The sequence below is a fragment of the Leptospira licerasiae serovar Varillal str. VAR 010 genome, from assembly GCF_000244755.1.
GTDB classification, from domain to species: Bacteria; Spirochaetota; Leptospiria; order Leptospirales; family Leptospiraceae; genus Leptospira_B; species Leptospira_B licerasiae.
In genome coordinates this window covers 1-14,451 of sequence record NZ_AHOO02000001.1, presented here as the reverse complement: position 1 = coordinate 14,451, position 14,451 = coordinate 1, and the positions used below count along the sequence as shown (strand labels likewise).

Below are 14,451 nucleotides of genomic sequence, written 5' to 3'. Positions count from 1 at the left end.
GACGTCCGATCCAAAAACGGTGCATTCCAAATAGTTGCATTTTTATACTTCAGTAAATTGCGGTTTCGGTAAAATACTACTTTCAGATGCCAGATCTCCGCTCCGATTACGGGACCAGTTAAAGTCCCCAAACTGCAATCTAATCAACAAGATGAAACTCCATAGCTCTGCACCAGAGCATCTCAGGAGCGGGCTAACATACGAAAGATTTTGCACGGCTCTTTCTAAAGAATATTTTACCCTAAAATAAAAAAGAAAGAATTTATCGGATGTTCGCCTAACGTCCAACGCTTGCCGACGTTGGCGACTCTGAGCCTCCGAAGGAGGCGTTAGAGACTGGCACGAGACTTGCCCTGCAAGACGAGTGACAGAAGCCAATGTGCCGAAGGCCAAGCGAGGGTTGCGAAGCAAGCCCGAAGCGTAGTGGCAAGCTGTTAGTTATACGCAGTGCCCGTTAATTTAGGCCAATAATTAACCGCAACCCTTCTTCAACATCAGCCATCTTGCCTGCTTTCAATTTACCAACTTTATCAAGAAATCGTTCCTTATCTAAAGTTACTAATTGAGAAACATTTACAACTGAGTCTTTTGAAAGATTAGAATCTTTTTTAGATAGAATTACATTCCCAGGAGCTTCTGCTAAATTCAAATTTGATGTAATTGAAACTACAATTACTGTATTAATGTTACTTTCATTAAAAGAATCATCTTGTACTATTAAAACAGGACGCTTAAAGCCAGGTTCACTGCCGAATGGAATTCCTAAATCCACCCACCAAATTTCACCACGAATCATTCTTTAAACTCTTGCGCAGTGATTCAACAGATAGATTATTGATACTGTCTTTCGAGCTATCTTTTCTATTTGTATAAATTTTATTTAATCTTTCGGTCACTGATTCTTTACTATGTAATTGAATAAACTCTTCTAATGCCTTTGCAAAAAGTTGGCTTCGAGGAATCCCCAGCCTTTTGGCGGTTTTTTCCGCTGTTTTAAATAAATCATCAGGAATTGAGACAGCAGTCTTCATAAAATAGGTATAACTCGAGTTATACCTGGGTCAATTAAAAATTCTATCAATTTGCAGAAATTTCGTTTCCCTTGAATAAAGACAGATGCACGGGCATTGCGTATAACGACCGAGGTGCTCCGACGTTCGCAACGGCACGAGTTTGCATTAGCAAACGAAGTGACGGACGCGAATGTGGCGAAGCCCAAGCAAGGGTCGCGCAAGCGATCCCGAAGCGCCGCGGAAGCACCGAAAGTTAGTCGACGTCGATTAAATAGCAAGGAGACTGTTGATTACTTCAGAATCTTTATTCAAAGCTGATCATTAGCTTTTCAAGATTTTGACTTTTTGCGTTACAAAGGCCAAACAGTTTACGTTTACCTATAGTTAACATACAGAATATGCCCCTACTAGTCAATGTATTAGAATCTGGATTTTGACTTTGGAAAAGTAACTTTCCAGAATATTTACTTTTAGGTTCATTTTCTTTCGAACCGGCAACTCCAAAAACAGATAATTGATCTACTAGCTGACTTTTTTTGTTGGCCTGGACAGATAATCCAAACTTATCCCAAATATATATAATCTTACTTTCTTCATCTAACTTTCTGTCTGACTCACCTATCCTATCTACAAATTCTTTAATAGAAACTTTGCCGGGTATTTCCCAATCTGAAATTATTGTCTTTTCTTCTGAAAGAGTTATACTAAGATCCTTTATATCAATCGAAAATAATTCAAATGAAAAGACAGTAAAAAATAAAATAACTGAAATTTGTAACTTGTTTTGAGATGTCATATATTCCTTGCTCTAAAGATAGGCTGAAATAATCGAAAATATAGAGAAATCATTTTTTTATGCATTTTTTGTCGATGTCGACTAACGACCAAGGTGTTCCGACGTTTCGCGAGTGCGTAAGCACTTGGCGCGAGACTTGCCCTGCAAGACGAGTGACAAAGCGAAATGTGGCGTAGCCCGAGCGAGTGAGTCGCGTTAGCGATCTCCGAGCGGAGCGGAAGCACCGATAGTTAGGCGTAGTGCTGAGATATAACTATATATTAATTCTTTTTACTGAAAAAAATAGCTGTTCCAATCATAATCAAAATAATTGTCAGCTGCGCAAAAGGATAACCAATATAGTTAACCCAAGGAGAAATTGAAGGAATTAAGATACCGATAAAACCAAAAATAATACCAATACAACCCATGACAATAACCCCTCCGATGCGATTTTTTTCTTCTTCATTAAACAATGGGACTAGCAATATTAAGAACCAAAGAAAACCTCCTGTTATGAATTTGAGTATTTGGGTCCACAAATTTTGATCTCCAAAAAGAGAAGATTGAATCTCAAAAGGAATACTTGAAATTGAGCGAATTTGATAGATTTTCAATTCTATTACGGTTTGTTTATATAGTTTATCAAGTTCAGGGTCAGCCTTTAATCGATTGATATCAATGCTAGCTAATTCCTTGAGGCTATTAACTCTATTTTCTACACGATTAAAATAAAAATAACCAGAAATACTTTCGAAGATAAATAGCCCCACTATTAACAACAAAAATAGAAAGACGAATGTATATGCAAAATGCCGAAGCCGAATCTCGGGAAAAATATCTCTAATACTTTGAAATAATTGTGAAACCGATACAAGAATTCCTTTATTTTCAGTCACGCTTTTACCTTCTAATGAAAAAGTTTAAAATATTTACGCAATTCCATCAGCATTACGCCTAACGTCCAACGCTTGCCGACGTTGGCGACTCTGAGCCTCCGAAGGAGGCGTTAGAGACTGGCACGAGACTTGCCCTGCAAGGCGAGTGACAGAAGCCAATGTGCCGAAGGCCAAGCGAGGGTTGCGAAGCAAGCCCGAAGCGCTGCGGCAAGCTGTTAGTTAGACGAAGGCTCGCTTGAATAATTTAGAATTGATCATATTTAAATTTTCACTTTGAAGAATCAAAATTAATTATTCTCTCAAGATTCAAGCTATCATCAACATTTTCCTTTTTTTCTTCAAAGAAATGTTCTAATTGCCAATTTTGCGAAACTGCTGCCTGTTTACTCGATGGTATTTCCCATGGAGGATAGATCCTAAACCCTCTCTTACCTACTTTCTTAGAGGATATAATCCCATTCTTTATCAGAATATCTTTTCGAAAAACAAAATGGCCAATTCTTCGAAGATTTCGTACCTCAATTATAACAATGTCAAATTGATCTCTTTCATGGAAAGGAATCGTAATGCCATTTTTATTTCTTCTCCATAAAGTTACGAACAAACCATTTTTCTTTGGAGTTATCTTTGCAGATCGGAAAATTATTTGTTTTTCTCTTAGCTTAAGGGAAGCAGCATTGTAGTCCGAACTTTCCTTTTCCAACTGATAACTCTCGATTTTTAGATTACATCTTTTTAGAAATAAAAGATTCACATCGCGTAAAAATGTAGGAAGCTTATCGAGATTTAATTCATTTTTCTGCATATTTCTATTATATGCTATCTTAAAGAATGACTCAATTCTCGTCTTGAGTATTAAATATTTTTATTCAAAATTATATTTAGCGAGCTTTCGTATAACGACCAAGGTTTGACGACGTTCCGCGCGTCCGAAGGACTTGGCGCGAGGCTTGCCACTGCAAGACGAGTGACAAAGCGGAATGTGCCGAAGGCCAAGCGAGAGTCGCGCAGCGATCTTGAAGCGCCGCGTCAGAACCGACAGTTAGACGACGGTCTCAAGTCTTAGTCCGATCTAATTACAATTTGAACTGGATCGAATAAATTTCCATTTGCTTCATCATTAGAAACGTGGGATAAGCACTCTATAAATTTTTTCTTTAGTTCAGTTAACAAGTCTATCCCAAGAATTGCATTTAATAATCGATCTTCGTTTTCAAAGATACTCTCTTTTCCAACTAGCACTTTTCCATCAGATATCATAAAGATTGACAAATTGCCAAATTTATCAATCACCCGCCCTTGTGATTTTGCTAAGATATTCTGTCTTTTAGTTTTTTTAATGCGGGAATACAACAATTCTCTTAACTTCATTAATTTAGATCGTTCAAATCGCTTTGGAATATTAAATCTTATTTCCTTTTTGCTTTTTTGAATTTCAAAAATTTTTTCAAGATCCACTTTTTCTTTATCAGTAAGTTCAAAATCGTGATCATCTTCAATAAAATATCTATATTTACTTCTAAATTCGCTCAGACTAATTTCTTTAAATTGAGTTAAAAAGAACTCTCTAACTTTATAAGCTAATATTGTTAAGATTTCGTCTGCGATTTTTCCATCAAAGCAGGCGATAGAGGCATAAATTTCTTTCTTTTCATTTTTAAAATGAAGATCAAATATTCCAGACTTTCCCCCGTAATTAAAAGTTAAATGTACACCACGTGGAAAGCGCTTACTTCCTAAAACAACTTTGTTGTTCTTTGTAGATAACCATAAATCGTTGTTTATTTTAATTTTCGAAGGCATATTTTTTGAGACTGTCGTCTAACGACCAAGGTGCTCCGACGTTTACGACGGCACGAGCTTGCATAAGCAAGCGTAGTGACGGAAGTAAATGTGGCGAAGCCCGAGTGAGTGGTCGCGTTAGCGATCCACGAACGGAGCGGAGGCACCGAAAGTTAGACGCCGTTGCGAAGAATTACCACATATATATAAAATTTTGAACTAAATCAATGAACACAATTACAGATGCGCTTTCGAAAGCGAAAATAATGGTAAATAATATTACAATTTCCAAAAATGTATCGTTGTTCACTTCCATAAACATTTTGGGATACTTATCGCCTTCAAACCGTCCCCAAAGTTTAGTAGGCAATTCATTTGGCGACTTTAGATAGCGCTCTTTTAATATTTCATTTTCTTTAAAAACGTCTGAAATAAAATGTGAATACTTCAAATTGTTTGCTTTTCTCCAAAGTCTTCTCTTCTGAAAAGAGGGAAAAATAAGAACAAGAGATATACCAAGAAAGACAGTAAGTGCAAACATCACCAATAGTACGAATATATATCCGATTTTTCTTAGAAAAGACGGCAAATTTTCAGTAATGTAGCGCTTCCGTAGCCCGTTAATTTGAATTTTAAATGTTACTTCACCGTCAATAATTTGCCTATTTACCTTTTCCTTCAAAAATAGTTTATCGATCTCTCCGGTCGGGGTTTCTATGTACAGATTATATATTACTTTCTCACCCTTTCTCCATTGATTAAAATGAAGCGCTACACCATGATTTGAAGTATATAATTGGTGCTCAATATCTGAATATACTTTATCAGAACGCAATAGTTTATAAGTTTTTGGTAAAGTAAAATCAAGATTTTCCCTGATAATGTTCTTCTGTAGCCCATCACCGATAATAGTTTTATCTTTTACATTGTTAAAAGCTATAGTCACTTTCCATAAGTTTTTGACTGGTTGTTTTTTGAAATAATATACGCTTGATAAATCCGGCTCTCTTACGCCAGGAAGATCCGTTAACCGATCAAAGCTATTAAATACAATTTCTAGTTCAATATTCTCAGATTTTGCCACAACAAATGCATATATGGTGACAATAGATGCTACTACGCCGATAGATGATACGACAATACCGAAACTGAACTTTTTCATGTAATGACCATTTACGAAAATGACCATTTATTTGTATTCAATATTTTTCTAAGCAATGGCGTCTAACGACCAAGGTTTGACGACGTTCCGCACGTGCGAAGCACTTGGCGCGAGGCTTGCTTTGCAAGACGAGTGACAAAGCGGAATGTGCCGAAGGCCAAGCGAGGGTTGCGAAGCAATCCCGAAGCGCAGCGTCAGAACCGTTAGTTAGTCGCCGTATTTTGGACATTCACCTATATATTCTTTAACTCGTTTTAAATATCCAGTTGATAGAGGATTCGTAGCTTGTCGATTGTGAACGTAATGAAATCCGTTTCCATCAAATTCTGAATCGCTAAGAATATTTAAGGGATTAAAAAGAATTCCAGATATAATTGCAAATTCGTCTCGGCAAAAGTAATCGGTTACAAGTTCAGCACCTGAACCACTCGGATGTTTCACATTTCCCCTGTTCTCGAATTCAACTGTTGATTCTTCAGGCGAACTTAGGGGAATTGAATAAATATGCTGACCATAAGGATAAACTGCTTTAAATATATCCGGTAAATGCACAAAAACTCCACCAAAATCTTGCATACCTCCACTTACTGCAATTATGCTAATATCCGAATCTAAGATTATTTCTTTTTCTTTATAAGTTAGTATTTTATCTATCTTATCTTTGATACTGCTTGAATATCTATAAATTTTTTCTTTTTCATGAAACGTGTAAGAAAATCCTGGTCCCCGGGGTTTTGGGTTCCAATCTGCCGGACTAACACATTCAATTACTATTCTATTTGTATCTTCTTGTATAATAATATCAGGACCTTTAGTTTCGGATTTAACTAATCGTTTCCCTTGCTTGAGTAAAATCTGTAAAACATGAATCTCCCAGAGAAAATCATATGGCTTTAATAAAAACCGTTCTCTTACAGCCTCTTTCCGATCACCAATATACTCAAATACACCGGAAATTGCTGCAATAACTGCTTCTTTATGGTAGACAAGCTCAGGATACTTTTCTCCAAACTCTGGGCTTTCGAGAATTTCTTTAATAAATTGCATTTTCAAAATATGGCGACTAACGACCAAGGTGTTCCGACGTTTTGCGAGTGCGTAAGCACTTGGCACGAGACTTGCCTTGCAAGGCGAGTGACAAAGCAAAATGTGGCGCAGCCCAAGCAAGGGGCGCGAAGCGATCCCGCAGCGCTGCGGAAGCACCGATAGTTAGACGCTGGGCCCACCCTTTTTAGGAGCTTTATCAAACTCACCAGCAGACTCATATAACCAAAAGTTTACATGCTTCTCCTTATTACGAGACCATAGATATCTTTTTCCTCGAAAGGATAAGGACATTCGTTTATCTGAGCAAGTGCTATAAACCTCTTTAAATATAAGTATCTTACTTTTATCACCTCGAGAAATTTTTTCTACAGGCGCTGGAGTTCCAAATAATGAAGGCTGATCTTTATTTTCAAAAACTTCTTTATAGATCAACTCCCCTTTTTCCTTGCTGAATCTATGAAGTCCTGAAAGCAAATCGATGGCTTGTATTATGGGCTCTTTTTCCGAAACCTTTTGCGCATGGTCGTGTATTTTGATGTAACGTCTTGCTGGAATTAAGGTAAATAAATCTGGGTGTAATGTTTTTCCTTTGTGCAAATTCGTATTTTCTATTATCTCGATAACGCTCGACCAATCGACTCCTGTGTGTTCATCCGGATAGAAGCACCAGTCTTCTCCAGAGTGAATCCATTGTTGCTTCACCCATCGTAAAAGTTTGTAATACATAAATTCAAGATTCTTTTTGTGATCAACGCCAGCGAAAGAATGTCTTTCGTCGAAACAGTCCCATAACAAAATATCAATCCGAATTTTCAATTGGCTAGCAGCACCAATAAGCCTCTTCAGCATAGCAATCGCAGCTTTTTCTCTTTTACTATCCCCTGTAAGATCCTTCCATTCAATACTCGTAACATCATGAGTTTTTAATATTTTAGATAATTCTATTCGAAGTTCAGAAATATTATCTCTATGACCACTAATTGAACCAATCCCCCGAAAACGGTTATGACCAGTTTCATCACTATAAATCTCGTACATCGAAAGTATTTAGGGCCTTGCGTCTAACGACCAAGGTGTTCCGACGTTTCGCGAGTCCGAAGGACTTGGCGCGAGACTTGCTCTGCAAGGCGAGTGACAAAGCGAAATGTGCCGAAGGCCAAGCAAGGGTCGCGAAGCGAGCCCGCAGCGCTGCGGAAGCACCGAAAGTTAGGCCGACGTCCGATCCAAATACGGTGCATTCAAAATATTTGTATTTTTGTACTTCAGTAAATTGCCGCTTCGGTAAAATACTACTTTCAGATGCCAGATCTCCGCTCCGAATACGGGACCAGTTAGAGTCCCCAAACTGTAATTTAATCAGCAAAATTGAATTCCAAAGCTCGGCACCAGAACATCTCAGGAGCGGGCTAACATACGGAAAATTTTGCACGGCTCTTTCTAAAGAATATTTAACCCTAAAATAAAAAAGAAAGAATTTATCGGATGTTCGCCTAACGACCAAGGTGTTCCGACGTTTTGCGTTGGAACGAGCTTGCCATGCAAGCGCAGTGACAATGCAAAATGTGGCGAAGCCCGAGTGAGTGGTCGCGTAGCGATCCACGAGCGGAGCGGAAGCACCGACAGTTATGCGCAGTGTGTAAACAAAAGCAAATTATTTACAATGATTTGAGCCGAAAGAAACATCTACTCCAAACGTCCAGCCGTATGAAGCATGTTTACCTGCATATTGAATACTAGTCATATACTGCCCCTTACAAAATTCTAGGATTTTACCGCCAAAGTCACGACCCCAGTCTTTAATTGCTCTTTCTCCGTAATACTGCCACCCTCGCATTTGTAACTCGTTAGAATAATATGCAAAAATATCTGAGACCGAGTCTGATGTCCTATATGTACTTCCAACAGTACCATGCCCACTTTTAACTATAGCTGAGGATTCAACGAGAACAGCAGAGGGCAAAGGACGTATCAAATCAAATTCGGCTTGAAGTAAACTTCTGTTCTTCGGCGCTTGTTCAATCTCAATCCATGAAAGATATAACATGAAGATTAGGAAAAGTACAACTACAGAATATTTCCGCCATTCTAGACGGTTAGATTTTGATTCTTCGCGTTGAGTATTCTGTTCGCCAAACTTCATTTTAGAATAATATTTCCTCGCACATTGCGCATAACGTCCAACGCTTGGCGACGTTCCGCGAGTCCGTAAGGACTTGGCAAGAGAATTGCTCTGCAATTCGAGTGACAAAGCGGAATGTGGCAAAGCCCAAGCGAGGGTTGCGATAGCAATCCCGAAGCGCTGCGCCAGAGCTGTTAGTTAGACGATGGGCCAAAACTTACACTTTAACCCATTCATCAATAGAGGGATACCAATCCACTTTTTTACTTAATAAATGAGACACCTTGTCTGAGACCTGCTTATCAGGATTTATAACTTCAATAGTATCAGCACTTATCGACCAATCTGTATAAATCTCGTTTAAATCAATGTCGCTCTCAGTAATACCAACTCCCCAAAAAGTAAGAATATTTGGTTTTGGATGACTTTTCAGATTTTCAATTATTTGCTCGGAAATCGGATGCTGAGAGTATTTTTTATTTAGTCTAGGAGGAATTAAACCAATAAAACATGTCCATCCTTCAATGGAAGCTCCAGCTGCTTCAGGTTGGCTAAATGCAAAGCGACCATCTTTTGAAACTATCATGTTTAATGACCCATGAGGTTTAAAAACAGTAATTGTGTTTGCGTTAGGAGAAATATATTCATACTTAAAAGAACGCGAATTTTGTTGAAGCGCAATTTCAAAAATAGTATCGTAGTTTAAATTTAGAATTAAATCATTACCATTTATCTTTTTAATTACTTTTTCAGATTCAGTAAATCTCACAAAGCCTATTTCATTCTTATGGAATGCTTGCAGCATTAAGAAATGGAGCGGTTTTCCAAAACTATGATATAACATGTTTTCCCATGGTGAAATATCAATCTTGATGCCGGGAAACGAACTTTGTTGAAGTATTAGAGGATGATTACGATTATTCCATGCAAATTCAAAAAATTTTTCAATATTTGTATCTCCTTTGGCTTCAAGTTCAAAGAATTGCTTATTCATTTCAGTTGTATTAGTAACATCTATATTTATACTCGAAAGATACAAATGCAAATATATGCCCGGATCCCAATCAAACCAAGTTTGACGAGCAAAATTCTTTATCAGTGGCATTTGAAATTCGCTTGGAGCATGTACTGCCAAGGATTCCGAAAAGCTTGCGCCTGCTCCAATCACAATTCCTCTCATACAGCTATTTTCTTTTGGCCTATCGTCTAACGACCAAGGCTTGGCGACGTTCCGCGAGTCCGAAGGACTTGGCGCGAGACTTGCCATGCAAGACGAGTGACAAAGCGGAATGTGGCTTTAGCCCGAGCGAGAGTTGCGAAGCAAGCTCGAAGCGAAGCGCCAGAGCCGATAGTTAAGCGATGCGGCCCATAATAGTTTCATTGAATACCACTTATTAATAGAGCTTAGTTCGAGTTTTACTTCTTCAATCGTCTTAATCCCATAGTAATGATTAATGTAAATCAATTGATTATTTACAAATTTAAATTCTTCTACAAATCCTTTATCCAATTCTTTGAAAGTAATATATTTTCTCGTTTGCATATCGAATAACATTACTCGAGTAATTGGGCCTTCTACGTAATCAATAGTTAGCCATTCTTGTATAGCCAAGTATCGGGAATCATTTGACCATCTTGCTTCTTCACCAAAAGTTCTGTTTTTTACTGACTTATTATTTAACTTCAAGGAGTAGTAAGGTGGTCCAAACCTAACTTCTCCTTCATATATTAGTTCATATTTATATTGTTTATTTGGAGAAAAACTCATAATCTTAGTTGAAAAATTTTATTGGCCGTTTCGCTTAACGACCGAGGTGCTCCGACGTTCGCAACGGCACGAGTTTGCTCATGCAAACGAAGTGACGGACGCGAATGTGGCATAGCCCGAGCGAGAGGTGCGGAAGCAGCCTTGAGCGGAGCGGAGGCACCGACAGTTAGGCGACGTTCCGGATCGAACAACAAATATTTAAATTGATCATGGTTCAATTATGATTTTTGAACCAACCGGAACTATTTCTATCAACTTATCCATTTGTTCATTAGTAACTGCAATACAGCCATGAGTCCAGTCCCAAAATGTATGTAATTTCCCTATCCAATTCCATTTTGTCTGCATTCCATGAATTAGGATTCCGCCACCGGGGTTTACTCCATTTTCCTTTGCCTTTTTTATCTGATCAACCTTTGGATAAGAAATATGAAAAGCTTTATAGTATTCCCAATCATTTATTAGATAATCTAGTTTATATTCGCCTTCAGGTGTTTTACCATCACCTTCTTGCAACTTATTCCCATCAGGATTAAATCCAAGTGAAATCTTCAATTCCAGAATATTTACACCATTTTGAGTTACTACAAGCTTCCTTTCACTTTTCTTCACAGTTACAGAAGTAATTTCTTTAGATGATAAAGAAAATGAAGCTGTTAGAATTATTAGAGCTAAAAGTTTTTTCATTATCAAATAATATCTTTCCGGAATGTCCGCCTAACGACCAAGGTGTTCCGACGTTCGCAACGGCGCGAACTTGCGCAAGCAAGTGCAGTGACGGACGCGAATGTGGCGAAGCCCGAGCGAGAGTCGCGTTAGCGATCTCGAAGCGGAGCGGAAGCACCGAAAGTTAGCTGCAGTTGCCGTCGTTGCAAGAACCTATATATAATCTCTTCAACCAGAACCCACAATTTTTTCGATCCAATTTTTCAATCTTTCCCTCATTACTTGATTGTCTTCGAAATATTTTGATAACCAAATATGCCGTTGTCTCAAGAAAAAGCGCTCAAAACTATTTTTTCCTTTCGGACTCAAGTCTCCTACGATGCTACTTTTCAAAAGAGCTGCAATTTCTTTCGGATTATCGATATTATCTGCAAATAGATTCTCCAAAAAGTTAGAGAACGATGATTCATGTTCTTCTTTATTGTAGCTAGTTTTAAAAAAATTTCTAGCTGTAAAAACAATCCTCTTATCGGCTTTATAACGAATCCATTCGCGCAAATTCATCGATTCCCATTTTTCCATCCTTTTTCTGAGAATAAAATGAAAATCCAATTCTTGAACATTCAAAAACCTTTCATGAATGGATTCGGAAATAGTTTGCTTAGCTTTTCTTCGTTCAGAGCGCTGTTCTGTAATCTTTTTCTTCCTCCATCCTTTCCGATATTGTTTAGCACTTTCAGTTGGAGACATCGAGTCCTTCTTGTATGAAAGTTCTTTCTTTTCTTGAGGACTTATTCTTTTCATATTTCTTATTATCTCTCATCAAATAAGAACATACATTCTTATGTGTTCACGACAACATTATACGGCAATTGCAGCTAACGACCAACGCTTGGCGACGTTCCGCGAGTCCGAAGGACTTGGCACGAGGCTTGCCACTGCAAGACGAGTGACAAAGCGGAATGTGGCGAAGCCCAAGCGAGGGTTGCGAAAGCAATCCCGAAGCGCTGCGCCAGAGCTGTTAGTTATACGCTGGACGCCCCACTACTATCCAAACTTAAATATTGTTCAGGAGAAATAATCTTGAGAGATTTCAAATTCTTTAAAACCAGTAAATCTTGATCGCCAGTAATTAAATAATCGACCTTTGCTGAAATCGCACTCTCAAGTATGTGATAATCATCTCTGTCTCGAAGACCCGCATAGTCTTTTAGAGATATATTTACTATTTTCTCTGTGAGTGATTCAATTTCAGATAAAACTATTGAGATAAATTCTTCACTTAACTTAAATTTTGGCTTTTTTAATGTCTCTTCAATTTCTTTTAAGATGGAATCAGAAATGTAGCCAATTATCTTACCCGATATTAGCTCTTCTAAAATAACTTTAGGTTTGCCACCAAATAGAATTGCTGATATGTAAACATTGGTATCTATAAGAACTTTAAGCATCAGGGAGTTTTCTTCTGCTTCCTAATTAGTTTTATCTCATCTATAATGGATTCCTCAGTAATATTTGCTGTCTTAGAAATTGCTGAGCCAATTTCGAAAATTTTTCCCATTTAAATTTCTTTTCTATATAGGCTCTCGCCGCTTCACGAATCAATTCTGACCTTGATCTATGTTCTCTTTTGGCAATTTTATCTATTTCTTTTAAAAGCCCCTTTTCAAAGGAAATATTAACAGTCTGGTTCATTTCTTTAGTATATACAATCTTTGTATATAAGTCAAATGAATTCTTCTATAAAATGCAATATTTGGGCGTCTTGCGTATAACGACCAAGGTGTTCCGACGTTTCGCGAGTGCGTAAGCACTTGGCACGAGACTTGCTCTGCAAGGCGAGTGACAAAGCGAAATGTGCCGAAGGCCAAGCGAGAGTTGCGAAGCAAGCTCGAAGCGCTGCGGAAGCACCGAAAGTTAGGCGTAGTCGAGAACTTATGGAAATAGTTCCTCGTAAATCTTTTCTAATGATTCAATAAATGATGGCAAATACGATTGATCTAATTCAAACCCAATATTTACGACCTGAGAATATTCATCATGAATAAATACATTACACAGAATATCAATATGACCATTGTCTTTGAATTTGATTTTTAGAACATCATCCTCATATGATGTTTCAATCTTAGCAATTCCAGATAAACTTTGGTATGATTTTTTTAAGTCCGGCAGAAAGCGCTTAAAGATATTAGTATCAGCAAAAAACTGAAACTACTTACTTGAAAATGATCCCCTTTGCAATCTAATTTAAAGAGAACTGCAGAATTATCGGAAAATCGAGTAAAATTAGAGATTGGAAAGAAGATTAGATTCGCTTGGAGTTGAAATTGCAGCAATCTTATCTGAGAAATAATCTTTTATCGACATAGAATATATTAAAGCAAATTAGCAAAATCTATTTTACAATGTTTTTTCTCGATTACGCCTAACGACCAAGGTGCTCCGACGTTCGCAACGGCACGAGTTTGCGCATGCAAACGAAGTGACGGACGCGAATGTGGCAAAGCCCAAGCGAGCGGGTTGCGAAGCAAGCCCCGAGCGACGCGGAGGCACCGTAAGTTAGGCCGACGTCCGATCCAAATACGGTGCATTCCAAATAGTTGCATTTTTATACTTCAGTAAATTGCCGTTTCGGTAAAATACTACTTTCAGATGCCAGATCTCCGCTCCGATTACGGGACCAGTTAAAGTCCACAAACTGCAATCTAATCAACAAGATGAAACTCCATAGCTCTGCACCAGAACATCTCAGGAGCGGGCCAACATACGAAAGATTTTGCACGGCTCTTTCTAAAGAATATTTTACCCCAAAATAAAAAGAGAGAAAATTTATCGGATGTCCGCCTAACGACCAAGGTTTGACGACGTTTCGCGAGTCCGTAAGGACTTGGCGCGAGGCTTGCCCTGCAAGACGAGTGACAAAAGCGGAATGTGGCGTAAGCCCAAGCGAGAGTCGCGTAGCGATCTCGAAGCGCAGCGTCAGAACCGACAGTTAGCCGCCGTTACTTCCTTGCCCAAAGCATTTAACTTAACCAACAAACTACCTAAAAGCGAAAAAAGAGCCAACAAGTATAAGATAAGAAACTAAATGAATACAAACCAGATATCCAAAAAATATGAGTTTGCTTAACTCCAACTCACCTAATTTATAAACAGAAAAATGATAAAATGGAAATTCAATAATTATGGAAGCTATTAGTGTCGTATAACTTCGTAT

16 protein-coding genes and 1 pseudogene are annotated in these 14,451 nt (G+C 38.1%); all 17 read right to left on the bottom strand.

Annotated features, from left to right (window positions below):
- Nucleotides 1–454: 454 nt before the first annotated feature.
- The 17 genes and pseudogenes from LEP1GSC185_RS00085 to LEP1GSC185_RS20295 all read right to left on the bottom strand — a co-directional run bounded on the left by LEP1GSC185_RS00085 (nt 455) and on the right by LEP1GSC185_RS20295 (nt 13,406).
- Complete coding sequence (locus LEP1GSC185_RS00085; protein ID WP_008595960.1) at nt 455–796, bottom strand: type II toxin-antitoxin system PemK/MazF family toxin; 342 nt, start codon at nt 794–796, stop codon at nt 455–457.
- On the bottom strand, nt 783–1,031 hold the full coding sequence (locus LEP1GSC185_RS00080; protein ID WP_008588815.1) for a CopG family transcriptional regulator: 249 nt from the start codon (nt 1,029–1,031) through the stop codon (nt 783–785). Before LEP1GSC185_RS00080 ends, LEP1GSC185_RS00085 begins: the two co-directional genes overlap by 14 nt.
- A gap of 286 nt (nt 1,032–1,317) precedes the next feature.
- The gene (locus LEP1GSC185_RS00075) at nt 1,318–1,809 is read right to left on the bottom strand and encodes a DUF7738 domain-containing protein (RefSeq protein ID WP_008589349.1); all 492 of its coding nucleotides are present in this window, start codon (nt 1,807–1,809) and stop codon (nt 1,318–1,320) included.
- 260 nt (nt 1,810–2,069) lie between these two features.
- On the bottom strand, nt 2,070–2,687 hold the full coding sequence (locus tag LEP1GSC185_RS00070) for a hypothetical protein (RefSeq protein WP_008589351.1): 618 nt from the start codon (nt 2,685–2,687) through the stop codon (nt 2,070–2,072).
- Nucleotides 2,688–2,955: 268 nt separating this feature from the next.
- Complete coding sequence (locus LEP1GSC185_RS00065) at nt 2,956–3,390, bottom strand: MepB family protein (RefSeq protein ID WP_244264620.1); 435 nt, start codon at nt 3,388–3,390, stop codon at nt 2,956–2,958.
- Nucleotides 3,391–3,749: 359 nt separating this feature from the next.
- A complete protein-coding gene (locus LEP1GSC185_RS00060; protein WP_008588760.1) occupies nt 3,750–4,490 on the bottom strand; it encodes a hypothetical protein in 741 nt (246 codons plus the stop codon).
- A gap of 172 nt (nt 4,491–4,662) precedes the next feature.
- Nucleotides 4,663–5,631 (bottom strand): hypothetical protein, encoded by a 969-nt coding sequence (locus tag LEP1GSC185_RS00055; protein ID WP_008595958.1) that lies wholly within the window; start codon nt 5,629–5,631, stop codon nt 4,663–4,665.
- 207 nt (nt 5,632–5,838) lie between these two features.
- The gene (locus tag LEP1GSC185_RS00050) at nt 5,839–6,705 is read right to left on the bottom strand and encodes a hypothetical protein (RefSeq protein ID WP_010515138.1); all 867 of its coding nucleotides are present in this window, start codon (nt 6,703–6,705) and stop codon (nt 5,839–5,841) included.
- A gap of 135 nt (nt 6,706–6,840) precedes the next feature.
- On the bottom strand, nt 6,841–7,716 hold the full coding sequence (locus LEP1GSC185_RS00045) for a hypothetical protein (protein WP_008589104.1): 876 nt from the start codon (nt 7,714–7,716) through the stop codon (nt 6,841–6,843).
- Nucleotides 7,717–8,329: 613 nt separating this feature from the next.
- A complete protein-coding gene (locus LEP1GSC185_RS00035; protein WP_008588934.1) occupies nt 8,330–8,818 on the bottom strand; it encodes a hypothetical protein in 489 nt (162 codons plus the stop codon).
- Between the two features lie 196 nt (nt 8,819–9,014).
- The gene (locus LEP1GSC185_RS00030; RefSeq protein ID WP_008589096.1) at nt 9,015–9,977 is read right to left on the bottom strand and encodes an SIR2 family protein; all 963 of its coding nucleotides are present in this window, start codon (nt 9,975–9,977) and stop codon (nt 9,015–9,017) included.
- Nucleotides 9,978–10,094: 117 nt separating this feature from the next.
- Nucleotides 10,095–10,565 carry a hypothetical protein gene (locus LEP1GSC185_RS00025; protein WP_010515132.1) on the bottom strand — a complete coding sequence of 157 codons (471 nt, stop codon included), beginning with the start codon at nt 10,563–10,565 and terminating at the stop codon, nt 10,095–10,097.
- A gap of 207 nt (nt 10,566–10,772) precedes the next feature.
- Nucleotides 10,773–11,252 (bottom strand): L,D-transpeptidase family protein, encoded by a 480-nt coding sequence (locus tag LEP1GSC185_RS00020; protein WP_008588993.1) that lies wholly within the window; start codon nt 11,250–11,252, stop codon nt 10,773–10,775.
- Between the two features lie 207 nt (nt 11,253–11,459).
- Nucleotides 11,460–11,981 (bottom strand): hypothetical protein, encoded by a 522-nt coding sequence (locus LEP1GSC185_RS00015; protein ID WP_232298384.1) that lies wholly within the window; start codon nt 11,979–11,981, stop codon nt 11,460–11,462.
- Between the two features lie 275 nt (nt 11,982–12,256).
- Nucleotides 12,257–12,682 carry a putative toxin-antitoxin system toxin component, PIN family gene (locus tag LEP1GSC185_RS00010; RefSeq protein ID WP_008589133.1) on the bottom strand — a complete coding sequence of 142 codons (426 nt, stop codon included), beginning with the start codon at nt 12,680–12,682 and terminating at the stop codon, nt 12,257–12,259.
- Nucleotides 12,682–12,926 (bottom strand): annotated as a pseudogene (locus LEP1GSC185_RS00005) (CopG family ribbon-helix-helix protein). Before LEP1GSC185_RS00005 ends, LEP1GSC185_RS00010 begins: the two are co-directional and overlap by 1 nt.
- Before the next feature lie 240 nt (nt 12,927–13,166).
- A complete protein-coding gene (locus LEP1GSC185_RS20295) occupies nt 13,167–13,406 on the bottom strand; it encodes a WapI family immunity protein (RefSeq protein ID WP_420864557.1) in 240 nt (79 codons plus the stop codon).
- Nucleotides 13,407–14,451 lie beyond the last annotated feature (1,045 nt).

Excerpts from the sequence above, each read along its gene's own strand:
- LEP1GSC185_RS00035 (WP_008588934.1), bottom strand. The coding sequence starts at position 8,818 with ATGAAGTTTGGCGAACAGAATACTCAACGCGAAGAATCAAAATCTAAC.
- LEP1GSC185_RS00060 (WP_008588760.1), bottom strand. The coding sequence starts at position 4,490 with ATGCCTTCGAAAATTAAAATAAACAACGATTTATGGTTATCTACAAAG.
- LEP1GSC185_RS00075 (WP_008589349.1), bottom strand. The coding sequence starts at position 1,809 with ATGACATCTCAAAACAAGTTACAAATTTCAGTTATTTTATTTTTTACT.
- LEP1GSC185_RS00015 (WP_232298384.1), bottom strand. The coding sequence starts at position 11,981 with ATGTCTCCAACTGAAAGTGCTAAACAATATCGGAAAGGATGGAGGAAG.
- LEP1GSC185_RS00030 (WP_008589096.1), bottom strand. The coding sequence starts at position 9,977 with ATGAGAGGAATTGTGATTGGAGCAGGCGCAAGCTTTTCGGAATCCTTG.
- LEP1GSC185_RS00055 (WP_008595958.1), bottom strand. The coding sequence starts at position 5,631 with ATGAAAAAGTTCAGTTTCGGTATTGTCGTATCATCTATCGGCGTAGTA.
- LEP1GSC185_RS00045 (WP_008589104.1), bottom strand. The coding sequence starts at position 7,716 with ATGTACGAGATTTATAGTGATGAAACTGGTCATAACCGTTTTCGGGGG.
- LEP1GSC185_RS00085 (WP_008595960.1), bottom strand. The coding sequence starts at position 796 with ATGATTCGTGGTGAAATTTGGTGGGTGGATTTAGGAATTCCATTCGGC.
- LEP1GSC185_RS00010 (WP_008589133.1), bottom strand. The coding sequence starts at position 12,682 with ATGCTTAAAGTTCTTATAGATACCAATGTTTACATATCAGCAATTCTA.
- LEP1GSC185_RS00080 (WP_008588815.1), bottom strand. The coding sequence starts at position 1,031 with ATGAAGACTGCTGTCTCAATTCCTGATGATTTATTTAAAACAGCGGAA.
- LEP1GSC185_RS00025 (WP_010515132.1), bottom strand. The coding sequence starts at position 10,565 with ATGAGTTTTTCTCCAAATAAACAATATAAATATGAACTAATATATGAA.
- LEP1GSC185_RS00020 (WP_008588993.1), bottom strand. The coding sequence starts at position 11,252 with ATGAAAAAACTTTTAGCTCTAATAATTCTAACAGCTTCATTTTCTTTA.